General features: G+C 49.4%; 15 protein-coding genes and 1 tRNA gene. 7 read left to right on the top strand and 9 right to left on the bottom strand.

Features of this window, described 5'->3' with window-relative positions; genetic code table 11:
- The first annotated feature begins 150 nt into the window (after nucleotides 1-150).
- Genes cuyB through AC1RVX_RS11870 form a run of 3 tightly spaced genes read left to right on the top strand, consistent with a single transcriptional unit; the run spans nucleotide 151 to nucleotide 2,830 of the window.
- A complete protein-coding gene (gene cuyB, locus AC1RVX_RS11880; protein WP_493216804.1) occupies nucleotides 151-1,617 on the top strand; it encodes a cysteate racemase in 1,467 nt (488 codons plus the stop codon).
- Nucleotides 1,618-1,661: 44 nt separating this feature from the next.
- On the top strand, nucleotides 1,662-2,558 hold the full coding sequence (locus AC1RVX_RS11875; protein WP_493216803.1) for an amino acid ABC transporter substrate-binding protein: 897 nt from the start codon (nucleotides 1,662-1,664) through the stop codon (nucleotides 2,556-2,558).
- A gap of 44 nt (nucleotides 2,559-2,602) precedes the next feature.
- Complete coding sequence (locus AC1RVX_RS11870; RefSeq protein ID WP_493216802.1) at nucleotides 2,603-2,830, top strand: hypothetical protein; 228 nt, start codon at nucleotides 2,603-2,605, stop codon at nucleotides 2,828-2,830.
- Between the two features lie 7 nt (nucleotides 2,831-2,837).
- On the opposite strand, the gene AC1RVX_RS11865 is transcribed toward AC1RVX_RS11870, so the two are convergent.
- From AC1RVX_RS11865 to AC1RVX_RS11840, 6 genes are all read right to left on the bottom strand, one after another.
- Entirely contained in the window at nucleotides 2,838-3,281 is a 444-nt protein-coding gene (locus AC1RVX_RS11865; RefSeq protein ID WP_493216801.1) for a thioesterase family protein, read from the bottom strand.
- A 104-nt stretch (nucleotides 3,282-3,385) separates the two neighbouring features.
- A complete protein-coding gene (locus AC1RVX_RS11860) occupies nucleotides 3,386-3,757 on the bottom strand; it encodes a nuclear transport factor 2 family protein (RefSeq protein ID WP_493216800.1) in 372 nt (123 codons plus the stop codon).
- A gap of 43 nt (nucleotides 3,758-3,800) precedes the next feature.
- Nucleotides 3,801-4,385, bottom strand: coding sequence for a transglutaminase-like domain-containing protein (locus tag AC1RVX_RS11855; RefSeq protein ID WP_493217110.1), 585 nt, complete (start codon nucleotides 4,383-4,385; stop codon nucleotides 3,801-3,803).
- Between the two features lie 820 nt (nucleotides 4,386-5,205).
- The gene (locus AC1RVX_RS11850; protein ID WP_493216799.1) at nucleotides 5,206-5,679 is read right to left on the bottom strand and encodes a c-type cytochrome; all 474 of its coding nucleotides are present in this window, start codon (nucleotides 5,677-5,679) and stop codon (nucleotides 5,206-5,208) included.
- Nucleotides 5,676-6,281: a TetR/AcrR family transcriptional regulator gene (locus tag AC1RVX_RS11845; protein ID WP_493217109.1), complete on the bottom strand. Its 606-nt coding sequence runs from the start codon at nucleotides 6,279-6,281 to the stop codon at nucleotides 5,676-5,678. Before AC1RVX_RS11845 ends, AC1RVX_RS11850 begins: the two co-directional genes overlap by 4 nt.
- The gene (locus tag AC1RVX_RS11840) at nucleotides 6,281-6,715 is read right to left on the bottom strand and encodes an ester cyclase (protein WP_493216798.1); all 435 of its coding nucleotides are present in this window, start codon (nucleotides 6,713-6,715) and stop codon (nucleotides 6,281-6,283) included. The genes AC1RVX_RS11845 and AC1RVX_RS11840 overlap by 1 nt, the downstream gene beginning before the upstream one ends.
- A gap of 344 nt (nucleotides 6,716-7,059) precedes the next feature.
- Here AC1RVX_RS11840 and AC1RVX_RS11835 point away from each other — a divergent pair, with 344 nt between their 5' ends.
- From AC1RVX_RS11835 to AC1RVX_RS11825, 3 genes are all read left to right on the top strand, one after another.
- Entirely contained in the window at nucleotides 7,060-7,701 is a 642-nt protein-coding gene (locus tag AC1RVX_RS11835; protein WP_493216797.1) for a TetR/AcrR family transcriptional regulator, read from the top strand.
- 19 nt (nucleotides 7,702-7,720) lie between these two features.
- Complete coding sequence (locus tag AC1RVX_RS11830; RefSeq protein ID WP_493216796.1) at nucleotides 7,721-8,455, top strand: VOC family protein; 735 nt, start codon at nucleotides 7,721-7,723, stop codon at nucleotides 8,453-8,455.
- A 271-nt stretch (nucleotides 8,456-8,726) separates the two neighbouring features.
- Nucleotides 8,727-8,800 (top strand) — tRNA-Gly (locus AC1RVX_RS11825).
- Between the two features lie 384 nt (nucleotides 8,801-9,184).
- Here the strand turns inward: AC1RVX_RS11825 and AC1RVX_RS11820 are convergent.
- The gene (locus AC1RVX_RS11820) at nucleotides 9,185-9,871 is read right to left on the bottom strand and encodes a S24 family peptidase (protein ID WP_493216795.1); all 687 of its coding nucleotides are present in this window, start codon (nucleotides 9,869-9,871) and stop codon (nucleotides 9,185-9,187) included.
- A 90-nt stretch (nucleotides 9,872-9,961) separates the two neighbouring features.
- Here AC1RVX_RS11820 and AC1RVX_RS11815 point away from each other — a divergent pair, with 90 nt between their 5' ends.
- Nucleotides 9,962-10,183 carry a helix-turn-helix domain-containing protein gene (locus tag AC1RVX_RS11815; protein WP_493216794.1) on the top strand — a complete coding sequence of 74 codons (222 nt, stop codon included), beginning with the start codon at nucleotides 9,962-9,964 and terminating at the stop codon, nucleotides 10,181-10,183.
- A 61-nt stretch (nucleotides 10,184-10,244) separates the two neighbouring features.
- Here the strand turns inward: AC1RVX_RS11815 and AC1RVX_RS11810 are convergent, their stop codons facing one another.
- Together AC1RVX_RS11810 and AC1RVX_RS11805 are read right to left on the bottom strand one after the other, a co-directional pair.
- Nucleotides 10,245-11,189: a GGDEF domain-containing response regulator gene (locus tag AC1RVX_RS11810; protein WP_493216793.1), complete on the bottom strand. Its 945-nt coding sequence runs from the start codon at nucleotides 11,187-11,189 to the stop codon at nucleotides 10,245-10,247.
- Between the two features lie 432 nt (nucleotides 11,190-11,621).
- Complete coding sequence (locus AC1RVX_RS11805; RefSeq protein ID WP_493216792.1) at nucleotides 11,622-15,620, bottom strand: response regulator; 3,999 nt, start codon at nucleotides 15,618-15,620, stop codon at nucleotides 11,622-11,624.
- Nucleotides 15,621-15,669: the final 49 nt, after the last annotated feature.

Below are 15,669 nucleotides of genomic sequence, written 5' to 3'. Positions count from 1 at the left end.
CATGCCTGCCCATTGTATATCTACAGATCATCCAAATGCGATGCCACAAACCTATCTATGTGGCAATGGCATAAAGCTAGACCAATTTTGCATAATCTTGGAGCGCAACTGGGTTATCTTTAGCGCTATAAATTGGTGAACGAGAATTTCATGAACATACAAAACCCCAAGACCCGTCTGGGCATTATAGGTGGCTTAGGTGCACTGGCAGGTGTGGACGTTTATTTCAAACTGGTCAGAAGCCTGGCCAGGGAAGGTATTTCTGAAAATTATGAATTATTTTTCGAGCAACATCCCTTTGATGGCAATGAAAATTCAGGTGGCGAAAAACCCAATCTCAATGCAAGGAAATTATACATTTTCGATATGATCAGGCAGTTTGAAAAGCACCATGTCGAGAGTGTGCTGGTGCCCTGCTTTATCAGCCACACCTTCATCCGGGAACTACAGACTGAAGTGACAACCCCCATCGTCAATATCATGGATGCCTTGCGTTTTCATCTGGAAGAACAATTTGCCGGTGCCTGCCATATCGGTGTCCTGGCATCCGATTATGTCAAAAGCAAAAAGCTTTTTGAAAGCGTTTTTTCAGGTAATGACATTACCCTGAGTTACCCGGAAGATGCGATACAAACCAATTGCGTCATGCATGCCATCTATGGTGACAAGGGCATCAAGGCAGGTAACTTGCGGGGGGATGCTGTTGATCTCTTGCATCAGGCATGTGTACATTTGCTGGATCGTGGTGCAGATGTCATCGTATCTGGCGCTACTGACATTGCCATCGTTGCGGATTTACTGCGCAGCCGTGGCATTCCCATTGTCGACACCAATCAGGTCTATGTCGACTATGCATTAAGAAACAGAGAGAAACCTATCCCGCGCAGCTTTAAAATCGGTGTGGTAGGAGGAGTAGGCCCTGCCGCCACGGTTGATTTCATGAATAAAATCATCCACAACACCAGTGCATCACGCGATCAGGACCACATCAAGATCATTGTCGAACACAATCCAAAAATACCGGACAGAACCGCCAATCTGATTGCCGATGGTGAAGACCCCACCATTGCCCTGTATGCCGCCTGCAAGCGACTGGAAGATAACGATGCGGCACTCATCGCCATCCCTTGCAATACGGCACATGCCTATGTCAAGAGGATACAGGCCCACCTGTCGATACCGATCATCAATATGCTGGAAGAGACCGTTGCCTATATCCGGCAGCATTTTGAACCGGAAGTCAAAGTGGGTCTGCTGGCCACGTCGGGAACCATCGCCAGCCGCGTTTATCATGAAGCAGCCGATGGGCAGGCTTTCGAATTGCTGGTGCCTGACGACACACACCAGGCCGGGGTTATGAATGCCATCTACGGCCCGCAAGGTATCAAGGCGGGCTATACCGATGGCGTATGCCGGGAGGATTTGATGACCGCCTTATTACACTTGGTACAAAGAGGCGCCACAGTCATCGTGCTTGGCTGCACCGAATTGCCCTTGCTGCTAAAGCAGGACCTGGCTTTTCCGGTGGCTGGATCACAGGTTGCCTTGCTGGACCCCACCACCATACTGGCGCGCAGTTGCATAGCGCGTTCCGAAATCAGCAGCCAGCATCATTGATCCAGAGCGCTGCCGCTTCAGCATTTCTATTGACGGAGATATTTGTGCGAACCCTTGTCCTGAAAACCGCTGCCCTGCTTGTATTTGCACTTCCCGTCATGGCCAATGCCATGGATACCTTGAGCACGATACGTGACCGAAAAACCATTATCGTTGCACACCGTGAATCATCGATACCATTTTCCTATCTGGATGGTCACCAGCAAGCAGTAGGTTATTCCATCGACTTGTGCATGAAAGTCGTAGATGCGATCAAACGTGAATTAAAATTGCCAACGCTGGCGGTAAAATATGTCGCTGTGACACCCGCCAACCGCCTGCAAATGATTGCCAACGGCGACGCTGATATGGAATGCGGTTCCACCACCAATACGCCAGAACGCCGGCAACAGGTCGATTTCAGTATTGCGTATTTTATTGCCAGCTCAAAAATGGTGGTAAGAACAGATTCAGGTATTAAAAACTGGTTAGACTTGCGTGACAAGACTGTAGTCACCACCAAAGGTACCACCAACGCAAAGACGCTGTCTGACCGCGGACAAATTCGTTCACTCAATTTAAAGCTGCTGGAAAGCAAGGACCATGCAGAAGGTTTTGGCATGGTAGAACAACGAGTGGCGGCCGCCTTCGCCATGGACGATGTGTTGCTGTTCGGCCTGAAAGCATCGGCTAAAAATCCTGCAGATTTCCAGGTGGTAGGTGATTCACTGTCAACAGAGCCTTATGCCATCGTCATTCGAAAAAATGATGCCGCTTTTAAAAAAGTAGTGAATCGTGAATTGAGCCGCGTCATGCTAGATGGCGAAATTCAGGCAATCTACGAGAAATGGTTTCAGCGCCCCATCCCGCCACAAGCAATCAATTTGAACATGCCCATGGGCCACCTGTTGCGCTCTTCGATCAGGTTCCCGGTCGATGATGTAGCCGACCTGCCGCAATAATGGATCTGGCATCTGTCAACACGTAGATCTCAGGTAAAGCATACATGAAACTAAAACGCTATCTGCTGCGGGAAATTCAACTGACTAAAGAAGCAGCAAACCCCAATGTGATTTCGCTGCGCTTTGTGCAACTGTTTGAACAGAACTCACGCAGCAGTGCAGAAGAGGAAGAATATCAAATGCTGTATGCCTTGATGCGTACCCGCTGGCGATGGTATATGGCTTGCCAGGATGCACTCAGTAAGAAATTACCTGGCAAAGAATCCATGTAAGCATGGATCAGGCAAGATAATTCACCCGTTCAAACTTTGCCCTGAAATCTTCGGGCATGTCCACGACCCGGCCAGCCTGATAATCGAAAAATACAAAACCTGACTTTGCCATGGCGACCAATTTCTGGTCTGCTGGGCGCGTGATACGAAAAGTGATGTCGCCACCATACTGGTTGAAATCCATGACGCCGACTTCAAACAGTAACTGATCACGCGCATGGGCTTCTGCTTTATAAGTGGTTGCCAGATCTGTCACGATAATGCCACTGCCACCGCTTGCGGTTTCACGTATCCCGAATTCATACAGGAAACGCGCACGGGCTTCTGAAATCATGGAGATCATGGAATCATTGCCCAGATGATTCGCACCATTGATGTCCGTAACGCGTACCGTCAATTGGGTTGAATAGTAATACTGGTCTTCAGGAAAATGCAGTTGCAGGCGAGCCATGGCGATTCGAAAATAAATGGGGATAACGCCATTTTACAGCCTATGCCTGCCCACCTGGCATAAAGACGCCAGAACTCATTTCATCAATAGGGTCGAGATGCGTTCTAGCTATCCAGTGTCTTGGCCCCAATGGCTATAGATGCGCTTTGTATCAGCCCTTCCCTGACTTCATAGATGGCAATCATCTCTATGCGCCCGGTGCCTTCAGAAAAAGTACGGGCAATATCTTCATAGTCAATAACAATATTGCCGATTACTTCACGTCTGACCAATTTTGCATGCAGATTGGGCTCCTTGAAGCGTATGGCCAAACGCTCCCGGATTTCAGCATGCCCACTGGCAAGCAACTTGCCAGGAAATTCAAATTGCTGGGCATTCGTCGCATAGGTTTTCATGATGGCGTCAACATCGCGGGCATTGTAGGCGTCCAACTGACGCTGTACTACAACTTCAGGGGAAGGATAAATTCGTGTCATGTGGGTAATCCAGTAATTCCAATAATAATTATTACTCAACCTGTTATTGCAGTTCAGTGCCGGGCTCAATATCAGGCAGGTTTTCGATGACCTGCTCTACCGTGGCACAACTTGTCAATGCATTCACCACTGCGTGATGCGGCACATCCCAGATATGATCGAAATCTTTTTCCCCTTCTTTCACGATGGCAAACGCCAGTTGTTCAGTTGGCGGGCAAAATGCAGCATCGACACCCGGTTTATTGCCGCGCGCATCTATCCTGTACCAGCCATGCACTGGCAAATACACGGCATTGAGGCCATGCAGGCAATATGGAGGTTCATCAGTAATCGTCAAGCGCTGGTAGCAAAGGCCGGCAGGTATCTGATTTGCCCTGAGCAGCGCAGCAAGCAAATGACTTTTGGCATAACAATAGCCGGTGCCATGTTCCAGCACGTCAGAAGCCTTGCAGGTGACGGGGTTCTGGCGATAATCCCAGCTATGTTTGATCTGGTCACGAACGAAATGAAAACAGTTGCGGGCTATCGCCTCCACATCCTGGCTACCATTCGCCAATAGCTGCGCCTGCCGTAGCACCGCCGGGTGTTCCCAATCAATATAGGTGCTGCTTGCCAGAAATTTTTCCATAGAGTTCAAGCTAAGTTCATTGGTTAAGAATAAGGACATCAGTCACACGCACATACGACCTTGATCGCCATGGCGACTGAACGCGGTGCAGTATGCTTAAATCCAAACTGTGCATACAGATCTCGTGCTTGCCCGTCTGCAATCAGACTGACATAGGTATTATCAAGCACGTGCTGATTAATATACTGCGATCTCACGCATGATCTTGTCCAGGCCACACCTCTGATGTTCGGGTAGCATGGCAATATTCACTACCGGATAAAACAACCGCTGTCGCCGATCAGAAACCCCATGCCCACCGCCATATCGCCTTGCATAATCTGTGCAGCAAACAGAGCACCTGACAAACCATGCTCGGCAACTTTCGCTGTTTTGGCGCCAAGACCGGCAACGACACGCAGATGCCGCTAGATAACAACATCAGGTGTAGCGAATATGGAGTGATAGGTTGTAGTGGCGGTCATTGTTATGAGCTAAAAGTCAACAAGCAAGTGACGCGAAAATCGGTACAGGTTCAGAATTTATCATATGCGGAAAGAAATTGCTTTGCACCTGACATCTGTAGTCCGAACAGCTGCCAGCAGGAAGCTCAGCGTATATGCATTGATCTTGGGGTTGGAAGAAAACTGGCTAAGTATCAGCTCTGGATATCAAGTGTTGCTTGTGCATGACTAAAGGTGCCAGATTACATGATGAACTTAGCCGGATAGGACATCAGCATTCTTGATAAGACTTATGAATTCACTTCCATTGATGAGCGAGGACAGGGTCGCTCTGTCATGCTGCCTGTGTCCCCAAACCTCGCTGATGGCATCTGTGGTTACGGAAACTGAACTACTGGCCCTTCAACCTTTGCACCTGGCGGCACATAGGCAGGCGCCTGTACACCAGCTGGCCCCAGTGACCGTGTATAGGCATAGATGGCCTTGAGATCTGCATCGCTCATCGCGCGGACGTTGAACCAGGGCATCGGCGGACGCGGTTCCATGGTGCGCGCATGTTGCAACCATTGCTGTTCGCTCATTCCCGCAAAGAGCAGCCGCAAATTGGTGGCATACGTTGTGCCCCACGGACCGGACCAGCCCAGACCGTCACCTGTGAGCCAGAGACGCTCTTCGACCTTGCCGTTCTTCATACCATAGTTCGGTGTGTGGCAGTCGTTGCAGCCGGATACCTGGATCAGATAGCGACCATGCTGCAACTGATTGGCCCGTATCCCGGCGGTTTGTGCTACTGCCGCAACTGTAGTACTGGCAAAAACCAGACAAGCCGTATATTTCCAAAAACTATTCATGTTGTATTCCTTTCCGCTGCGGCGACTAAGGCCCGGATGGCCCAGCGCCGGACTTTGCGTGCCTCGGCGTCATCGAGCCGAAGCACGTCCTTGAAGACGATCATTGCTTCCGGCCCCATTACCAGGGCCAGGGAATGTTTGAGATGTTTCAACGCCGCTGGTGCAAAGCGCTCGCTCGCCGGTGCCAGTGCAGCCTCTATCAGTGGCGTGCGCCTGTTCTGGCGCGCAGGCAATTGCGCGTCGGTTTCCCCCCTCGCGCTGAGCTCCAGCGATTGCGCCAACATCAGACGCAGCGACACCTCGTTAGCCATGGTCATCGCATACAATGCGTCATCGACGCGTTCCAGTCGTGCGATTGGGTTTTCCGCAGGTGCACCGGCCAGCACCTGCTGTGCATCCGGCGTATCGACATCAATCGAAGCTTCCAGGTAGAGTGCTTCGACTTTAGGGAAGTAACGATAGGCCGTGGCGCGTGAGACCAGGGCCTGTGCCGCGACTTCCTCCAGTGTCGGCCGTCCACCACGCGACATCAGATCGGCCGCAGCCTGCAGCAATGCCTGGCGAGTGCGTTGTTTCTGCTGGTGGCGCAAGTCCTTGTCCATCATACCGGAGAAGCAGTTTGCGGCAGTTGTTGGACGATGGCGGCCATATCAACCCAGACATTCTCACGACTGATCTGGCCCTCGTCTGAAAATTCGATGACATGCAACAACCGGAAGCTCAATGGCCTCCCCCGTCCCTCCAACCCGAATGGACGACCGGGTGCCTGCCCGCTCCACAAGGAGTCATCAACCATGAAATTCTTGCCGTAGAGTCGCCGCAGTGACATAACCTCACCGTGAGACAGATCAGCAAAAAGTGCTTCATAGAATGGCCGTGCGTTTTCACGACCGTGGCTCGGCCCAGTTGGCCAGCCGACCACGTCGTGCTCAACTTCCGGTGTCAGGGTGCGCAAGACACCCGCGACATCGTCACGTGCTTCGAAGCCAAAATGCTCATCGAGCTTGTGGTCCATTTCTTCTGGTGTAAGTAGCATGAGGATGGGTCCTTTCAAGAAATCAGGTCACGAATTAAATGAGACAAAAATCTCATAAAGAGAATTATATTTCACGAGTTTTTAAAATACAAGCAGCTGTGCTACAGCACGTCGACAATGCGTGCGAAAAAATATCCGTTCGCAAACACCAATTGGCACAGGTTATCCCTATCGTCATTGGGACCTTCAAGGTAATCATAGAGTTATCAACCATCGCATTTTCCGAAATACCGTGACTTAAAAAGGCTGCTGATGCAGCTGGCATATGCCCAAATAAATATTAATCAAATGCAATTACTTATATTATTATTGACAACATACCGACTGGTTGGTATTGTTTAAAAATGACAAATCTTCACCCATCTCTAAAAAGTACTGCACGTACCAAGTTACTGGTCGCGGCTGTGCAAGTTATCCGTGAAAAAGGTTATTCCTGCTCAACAGTAGATGACCTATGCAGTGTCGCTGGTGTCACTAAGGGTGCGTTCTTCCATTATTTCAAAAGCAAAGAAGAGTTGGCCGTGGCAGCAGCTGAATACTGGACCGAGAGGGCAAATGCGCTTTTTTCAACAGCACCTTATCGCCAACACGCAAATGCATGTGATCGAGTACTTGGCTATATAGATTTCCGTGGTCAAATCATTCAAGGCACGATTGCTGAGTTTACTTGCCTGGCAGGAACGATGGCACAGGAAGTTTTTCAAACAAACCCGACAATCCGGGATGCCTGCTACGCCAGCATTACGGATCATGCAGAAACACTGGTGAACGACATTGCAGAAGCGTTACCAGGAAAACAGGTAGATAAACGGCTAACAGCGAAGAGTCTGGCGCTGCATACCCAAGCCGTGTTGCAAGGGGCGTTCATCCTCGCCAAAGCCAAGGATGATCCAGGCATCGCTCTCGACAGTATCAAGCATTTGCGTCGATATTTTGAGTTTTTGTTCAACACGCAACAACTTAAGGAGAAGGATGATGACAAGTAATTTCATTTGGTATGAGCTGATGACAACTGACGTTGACGCAGCGCAAAAATTTTATGGACATGTGGTGGGATGGAAAGCAACGGATTCCGGCCAAGCCGACATAAACTATCGCATTCTGATGGCAAAAGATGAGGGAATAGGTGGCATCATGGCCATCCCGACAGAGGCCATCTCACTGGGAATGAAGCCGATCTGGTTTGGCTATATCAATGTGCCGGATGTTGATATAGCGGTCACGCAGATTACTGCAGTCGGAGGACTAGTCCAATGGCCGGCAACTGATATTCCCAATGTGGGGCGCATTGCACGAATGACCGATCCACAGGGAGCTGGCTTTTATATCATGACTCCTAACGGCGAGGGAAAGAGCACTGCTTATGCAGAGGGCGTTCCAGGTCATTGCAGCTGGAACGAATTGCAAACCAGCGATGGCAAAGCCGGATTGCGGTTTTATTCTGAACAATTTGGCTGGACCAACACCAACAGCATGGATATGGGGCCAATGGGAACCTATCACGTTTTTAGCGCGGGTTCCGGCGACATAGGCGGCATGATGACTATGTCTCCAGAATGCCAGACACCTATGTGGCTTTATTATTTTTGCGTTGACAATATAGAAGCGGCCATGGAAAGAGTAGTCGCTGCGGGCGGCACCGTAAGCTTTGGCCCGCAACAGGTACCAGGTGGTGGCTGGATCATTCATGCAACCGATCCGCAGGACTGCAAGTTTGCACTGGTCGGACCAAAGAATTGAACGATGCCGATGATAATGAAAAAATAGCGAATAGCGCGCTTGGGCTAGTGCTTCACTAGCCCAACATTACTTGATTAATCATTGTAATTATGAGATGTACTTATCGCTAAAAAATAAGATAATTCCCCGACAGCCGGTATCTATACCAAATTGAAATCAGCAGAGGAATTGATCTACCGAGATTGCTTTTGATCACATTCATCAGCTCTATCACAATAGGCATTTTGGCAGATTGCAAACACCTGTAAAACCCGCGTAGAATGTGGGGATTGCGGGTGTAGTTTAATGGTAGAACGGCAGCTTCCCAAGCTTCATACGAGGGTTCGATTCCCTTCACCCGCTCCAGTTGCTTACAAAGCTTGTGGTATGCCCGTTTCTGGCTTTATCCATCCTTGGCTCATTCTGGCGATGAGTACCCTGGCGTTTCATCTTGCTGAATTTCATCGTCAGTATTGATCTGAAACCGGAAAAACATTATGAAAAATCTCTTATTGAAACAAGCTCTGCTGCTGTTTGTGATTACTTTTTCCAGCCAGTTGGGCAAACGCGGCGCAAACAATATTGTTGAATCCAGCGGCAAAAGCCATCAATAACAATCAATATACTAGCCACAAACACCGCAAACACCGCAAACAGCCTATGACTGGCATGGTGTTTAGTTGACATGGCAATTAATGCGACTTCGTATAGATTGCTAATGTGCTGCCTTTATCAGACAGCAGCCATGCCTTAGCCGCCCTGGCGATAGACAAAACGCCCTAATATCTTCAGTAAACCTACATTTTCAGGGGTGATGCGTTCATCCGGGTAATTGCGTTTATCAGGGTTACGGCTTTCCAGCACCCAGGTGCCATCTATTTCGCGGCGCAGTTGCTTGATGCGTAAGCCATCGGGGTGCTGAATGGCAAAGATCTTGCCGCTCTGTGGTTCAGTCTTGGTCTTGTCGATGATGACCATGTCGCCATCGACGATAAAATCAGCCATGGAGCTGCCATCGGCATAAATGGCGGCCAGGTTTTCTGGCTTGACATTATATTTCTTGAAGAAGCTGGCTTCTTTGATGAGCTGCCCCTTGGGTTCAGCATCTTCATTATGGGCGCCACCACCACAAGAGCCTTTAGCAGAATAGTAGTTGATGCAGGCAATACCGCCTTCATCGTGCATGCGGGGCATGTGCTCTTCCATGGTGCGCAAATCTTTGGTGCGCAAGTCAGAGATATTGACGCCGAAGTATTCAGCGATAGGCATCAGCGAAGACGTGCGCGGGTCTTTGGTAATTCCCTCGACTATCCTGAAAATGGTTGCCTGTGGCACCCATTTATCCGCCGGAAAGAGTTTTTCCAGCGCAGCTGCCAACGAGGTCGGGTTCATGCCCGATCGCTCCAGTAAGTATTTGATGTTTGTTTTAGCGTCCATGCCCGGATTATGCATTAATGCATAGAAATTGCAAGTAAATAAAACGAAACAGTGTTGTTTTATTTTAGATTGGCATATAATTGTATTAACATGAATTCATCCAAAAATCTTGCACTGGCCCTGCTGGCTCATGGAAAAAGTCAGGCAGAAGTCGCTGCTATCGCTGGAGTCAACCAGGCCACCATTAGTCGCCTGATCAATGGCAAATCATCTGATCTTTCATATCGTGAGGGCAAACGCCTGGAGGAGGCACTGCAGAGTAATCTCTTGCCAGCACCAGAAGATACAAAGCACTCAGGTAAAGTACGTTGAAAAAAATGAGAATCAAATGATGGAAAGACTCAACTGAGGCTGCAAGATAATCAGGTTTCTCTCAGGCTACCACGCGATTGCGGCCATTGTGTTTGGCTTCATAGAGTTTTGCGTCAGCAGCAGCAATGAGGGCCGATTTGCTATGCCTGTCATCTGGAACGACGGCCGCTACCCCTATGCTGAGCGTGACCACTTGTGCAACTTGTGACCCCAGATGGGGTATCGCCATCGCCATGACAGTATGACGCAGGCTTTCCGCCTTGCTGGCGGCACCAGACAATTCACATTCAGACATCAGGCAAATGAATTCTTCCCCGCCAAAACGGGCAACCACGTCATGTGGCCGACCTAAGTTCGCCTGCAGGCTGGCCGCTACCGCAGCCAGGCACTGATCTCCCTCTTGATGTCCATAGTGGTCGTTATACTTCTTAAAATAATCAATATCCAGCATCAAAATCGCCAGCGATTTGCCATAGCGCTGGCAATGCCGCCATTCACGATCAAAGGATTCATCAAAACTGCGGCGATTGGCAAGCCCGGTTAAAGGGTCGGTAAAAACCAGTTTCCGCAACAGATCGCGCTGCAATTTCAGAGTGATATGGGTTTTGACACGGGCACGCACCACGTCGGGATTCACTGGCTTGCTGATGAAATCCATGCCACCAGCCATCAAGGCACGTGACTCTTCATCCGGATTGCTTTGCGCGGTCACAAACAGTACAGGGATGTCGGCGGTATGCTCATTCTCTTGCAGGAGGCGACATACTTCCAGGCCATCCATTTCCGGCATGATGATGTCCATCAGAATCAGGTCTGGTGGGGTCTGCCGACAAAATTCCAGTGCCTTCTGACCTGTGGTTGCCATGAATACGTCATGGTCCTCAGAGAATATCTGGTACAGGGTTTGAATATTAATGGTCTGGTCGTCAACAATCAGGACGCGTGGGCGTCTTGACGGTACGGAGAGATTGCCTGGAAATACTTCCAGGGGTTTGATTGTCGGCATGGCCTTAAAATGTCATATCCTGGCTGATCATGGTTTTACTCCGGGACTCATTTCGCAAATGGGAATCAGATGAAAAGATGAACAATAAAATGAGTTAAGTCAGCATAGCAAGAAACACATAATTAGGACTTACGCAAAACCGCCCCAACCGCGTTGCAGCTCATCTCCCAGGAGCCGCGTACTGTTCGTACTGCCTTCGTCGCTACGGTGTAGTCGGGGTTTCAGACAATACATTGTCTGCCGACGGAACAAACCTCCCCTGTAAGGGACGCTTCCTAAAGCGATAGGTGTAGTCGGGGTTTCAGACAATATATTGCCTGCCGACGTAACGGACCTCCCCTGCAAGGGAGGTTTCCTAAAGCGATAGCCTTGCTGGGACGATTTTGCGTAAGCCCTAATAATACATAAAAAAATATTTATCGGGCAATAAAATTAAAATTCGTGCTGCTGCAAGATGTTAAGCGCCACCTGGAAATCTAGTTGCGCCATTGCTGTATCCAGCTTTTCAGCCAGTTCATCTGTCAGACAGGCAGACAGGCTAGTGCGCATTTCCTGATGTATTTCACTGGCGCGCATATTTTGTGCCTGTAGCAAGGTTTTAAGTTCGTCCAGCTTCAACCGGTCAGGTTTTATTTTTGCTGTGCCGGGTTGCTCAACTACATCGCCCTGACGTTGCGTCTTCAGCCATTGACTCACCGCGACAACAACCTGGTCCAGTTTGGTTTTGGCCACTATGAACAAATTTCCAATCTGACCTTGCTGATTAGTGTTCATGGCGTTTTCCAGATTCAGTGCGCTTTGTGCAAAATCATTGGCCCCCAATGTGCCAATACTGCCGCGCAAGGTATGCAAAATGCGGGCAGCTTGTGCCGTATTACCGTCACGCCAGCAATTATCTGCATTGCGAAACTCGGCTTGCGCTGCCCCTATCATATTTTCAATGGCGGTCAGCAGTGTCTTGATGATGGCAGGGTTGCCTTTGGCCAGAGAAAGTAATTTGACGGGGTCAAATATACCTTGCGGTATTCCAGCAGCATTGTCCATTGGCTCCGGTACAGGTAATACCTGGCGGGAACTGGCTGCATGCTGGGGCAGATGACGGGCCAGTGCGGTCATCATCTGCTCAACATCGATCGGTTTGAAGATCAGATCATTCATGCCAACGCTGAGACAGCGCTCACGCTCGGCTTGCATGACGCCTGCAGTCATCGCCAGTATCGGGAGTTGCAGGGCGTATTCCTTACGCAGTACTTCAGTCGCTGTCCAGCCGTCCATGATGGGCATTTGCACGTCCATCAGTACCAGATCAAAGCGATCAGACGAAGTTTTCAGTAACTCCACTGCCTCACTGCCGTTATTGGCAATTTCTATATTGATACCGGCCTGCTCCAGAATTTCTGCAGCAACGATCTGGTTGAACTTATTGTCTTCCACCAACAAGACACGAGCACCAGTGAAACTTCCGTGTCTGATCTGACCAGTGACCGGCATCTGCCTGATTCCTGCAGCGCCTTTGGTTTGCGCAGAAGTCTCTTGCAAAATATCATACAAGCTTGACCCTGTAACGGGTTTCAACAAGATGGCATCTGGCTTGCGCTGGCTGCCTTCCAGTACCAAGGCGCTACGATCATACGCACTGCTCATCAATATCAACGGTACTTGCGACAACTGGGCATCCGTCAATAGTTTGTCAAGTGCCTGCACGGTTTCCAGACCGTCCTGCACTGGCATGTGCCAGTCAATCAGGATGGCGTTATAAGCTGTCTCAGTATTATTCTGTGCACTGACTTTTTGTACGGCTTCTACCCCTGATGCGGCTGTATCTGCCTGCCAACCCCAGGCCTGTATGGTCTTGGCAATGTAAGTACGACTGGTGATGTTGTCATCGACTACCAGTATTCTCTTGATATGTTGCAAGTTGTTCCGCTCGTGCCGCAGCCCCCCCAGCATCTGCTGTTGATTCGAATGAACATCATTACCAACATCGTTTGGTACCGGCAGCATGGGAATGTTGACGCGAAATTCTGTCCCCTGCCCTTCTACGCTGCTTACCTCAATAGAGCCATCCATCAATTCGACAAAACGGCGCGAAATAGCCAGCCCCAGGCCGGTTCCGCCAAAGCGGCGAGAGGTCGATGCATCGGCCTGTTCAAATGCATTAAATAACCTGCTGATTTGCTCAGCTGACATTCCTATACCCGTATCACGCACGATGAACTGCATGAACAGTGGGTATTTATCTGTTACTTCACTTTGTTCCAGTTGCACCAGCAGAGATACTTCGCCACTCTCTGTGAATTTAATGGCATTGCCAATGATGTTGATCAATATCTGCTGCAGGCGCAGGGCATCGCCTATCATTTCTGCGGGTACACCGGCGTCGATGCCCAGAGAGAGTTCCAGATTTTTTTCACCCACATTGACCGACATCATATTGGCCAGGGCACTCAGCACATCTTTCAGGAAAAAACGTGTGGGCGATAATTCGATACGACCGGCCTCAATTTTTGAAATATCCAGAATATCATTCAGTATGCTAAGCAGGGATTGTCCTGAAGACCGTATCATATTCAAGTAATTTCTTTGCACGGCAGACAGTTCAGTCTTGTTGAGCAAATAGCTCATACCCAGCACGGCATTCATGGGGGTGCGGATTTCGTGGCTCATGTTTGCCAGAAATTCGGATTTGGCGCGGCTGGCCATTTCTGCCTGTTCTTTTGCTGCAATCAGCGACGACTCCAGTTGTTTCTGGCGACTGATATCTGAGGCGATGCCAAGAAAACCCTCTATCTCATTCTTGTCGTTACGTATTGCACTTACCACCAGGCTGACAGGTACATATTGGCCATTCTTGGTAACATAAGTCCATTGCTGCACCTCAGACTGCCCCATGCGTGCCTTGGCAACAAAGACTTCAAAACCAGAAACCGGGTAACCCAGTTCGGCACTCAGCACCTGAGCGCGCTGCAGGATCTCTTCTGGCACATAAATATCCACCGAAGCTTGCTGCTGAATGATTTCATCAGCCCGGTAACCCAACAGGCGCTCGGCACCTTTACTGAAAATCTGGATATTACCTACAGTATCGGTCGCAATGATGGCAAATTCGCTAGCAGCTTCAAACATGCTGGTGAGTTTGGCGCGCGCCAGTATCTCTTGCATTTGTGCCTGCCGCAACTGGGTAATGTCTGTGACAAAGGTATAGAAACCGTGGACCACTCCATCCAAAGCATGCGGAATATAAGAAATCAATGCATGTTTTTTTTCCCCTACGGTATCGATGATCGTGCGCTCAAATAATTGTGCATCACCTAGCAGGACTGCCTGTATATGAAACCAGCTCTGCTGGAAACTTTCTTCTCCGATCACCTCACGCAAGTGCATGCCGGGCATGGCATCTGCATCAATGCCAAACCATTTTTTATATGCTCCATTGGCAAAACGGTTTTTCAAATCGATGTCCCAGTAACCAATCATGGCTTGCATGTGATCAATTACCGTTTGCAGCGCAGCCTGGCTGTTTGATAATTCGACAGCAAATTGCAGGCGCTCCGCCTCTTTAATGCGCCCTTCGTTCAGGCTGGCAGACATCAGCATCGGTGGAATGGCAGTAATCAGCACTGGTAGATACACCAGAAAAAGCTGCCAATTGGATACCATGTCAGGTGTCACGAAGTTACCCAGCGAAATCATCAGTCCCAGACTGGTAATCGCCAACACAATCAGCAAATGAGATTCTTCGTAAGTAAGCTTTTGTATGCCAAAAGTAAGTGCCACCAGCACATACACAAAGGGGAATGGCAAAAATGTCAGCGCCACAAACACCATGGCAATGGTTGGCAAGGCATAGCGCACAAATCTGAACCAATGAATGTGTTCTGACCAGGCAGCCCCCGTCTTACGCATGGCCATACGCATCATTGGGAATATCAAAGCCAGGCCCAGTGAAGCACCCACATACCAGGTCGGAAAAATCCGGCTAAAGCTTCCCAATCCAATCCACGAAGCCATTGCCGCACCAATAGTGGCACTACAAGCACAGGGCAGGAAGAATCCCAGTACGATCAGTTTCATCAGCTTGCTGCCGGATTTATCAAAGTCAGCTACCAGGTCAGCACTGCGCAAGGTGTAACAGACCAACAGAATTTCTATTCCATTTGCTACAGCAAAAAATCCCGAGAGCAGCCAGCCACTGCCTAGCAACAGATTGGCCCCGAAATTAGCCATCACGAAAAAAAACAAAAGAGGCAAGTTACGCCGGAGCGGCTGATCGCACAGATAAGCAACCGCAACCGCATTGGCATACCAAAGAATGGCAACATTCTCTGCGCTGCGAGACAACAACATACCCGCTACGGCCAGCACAAAGTACAGCAGGCAGGCCTGTATCTGTGTGTTTACTGTCAGCGGCGGCTCCTGCTGAGCGCTCATCAAGCTCTATCTCCGTTTAAGGCACAATGCAACACTTGGCGCATTATGA

It is taken from the genome of Undibacterium sp. GW821-FHT11B02 (assembly GCF_058808955.1).
This window is presented reverse-complemented; position numbering and strand designations above follow the sequence as displayed.

Bases quoted from the DNA above. Each gene is read 5' to 3' on its own strand.
- AC1RVX_RS11830 (WP_493216796.1), top strand. From the start codon at position 7,721: ATGACAACTGACGTTGACGCAGCGCAAAAATTTTATGGACATGTGGTG.
- AC1RVX_RS11820 (WP_493216795.1), bottom strand. From the start codon at position 9,871: ATGGACGCTAAAACAAACATCAAATACTTACTGGAGCGATCGGGCATG.
- AC1RVX_RS11840 (WP_493216798.1), bottom strand. From the start codon at position 6,715: ATGCTACTTACACCAGAAGAAATGGACCACAAGCTCGATGAGCATTTT.
- AC1RVX_RS11850 (WP_493216799.1), bottom strand. From the start codon at position 5,679: ATGAATAGTTTTTGGAAATATACGGCTTGTCTGGTTTTTGCCAGTACT.
- cuyB (WP_493216804.1), top strand. From the start codon at position 151: ATGAACATACAAAACCCCAAGACCCGTCTGGGCATTATAGGTGGCTTA.
- AC1RVX_RS11810 (WP_493216793.1), bottom strand. From the start codon at position 11,189: ATGCCGACAATCAAACCCCTGGAAGTATTTCCAGGCAATCTCTCCGTA.
- AC1RVX_RS11845 (WP_493217109.1), bottom strand. From the start codon at position 6,281: ATGGACAAGGACTTGCGCCACCAGCAGAAACAACGCACTCGCCAGGCA.
- AC1RVX_RS11870 (WP_493216802.1), top strand. From the start codon at position 2,603: ATGAAACTAAAACGCTATCTGCTGCGGGAAATTCAACTGACTAAAGAA.
- AC1RVX_RS11815 (WP_493216794.1), top strand. From the start codon at position 9,962: ATGAATTCATCCAAAAATCTTGCACTGGCCCTGCTGGCTCATGGAAAA.
- AC1RVX_RS11860 (WP_493216800.1), bottom strand. From the start codon at position 3,757: ATGACACGAATTTATCCTTCCCCTGAAGTTGTAGTACAGCGTCAGTTG.
- AC1RVX_RS11805 (WP_493216792.1), bottom strand. From the start codon at position 15,620: ATGAGCGCTCAGCAGGAGCCGCCGCTGACAGTAAACACACAGATACAG.
- AC1RVX_RS11855 (WP_493217110.1), bottom strand. From the start codon at position 4,385: ATGGAAAAATTTCTGGCAAGCAGCACCTATATTGATTGGGAACACCCG.
- AC1RVX_RS11835 (WP_493216797.1), top strand. From the start codon at position 7,060: ATGACAAATCTTCACCCATCTCTAAAAAGTACTGCACGTACCAAGTTA.
- AC1RVX_RS11865 (WP_493216801.1), bottom strand. From the start codon at position 3,281: ATGGCTCGCCTGCAACTGCATTTTCCTGAAGACCAGTATTACTATTCA.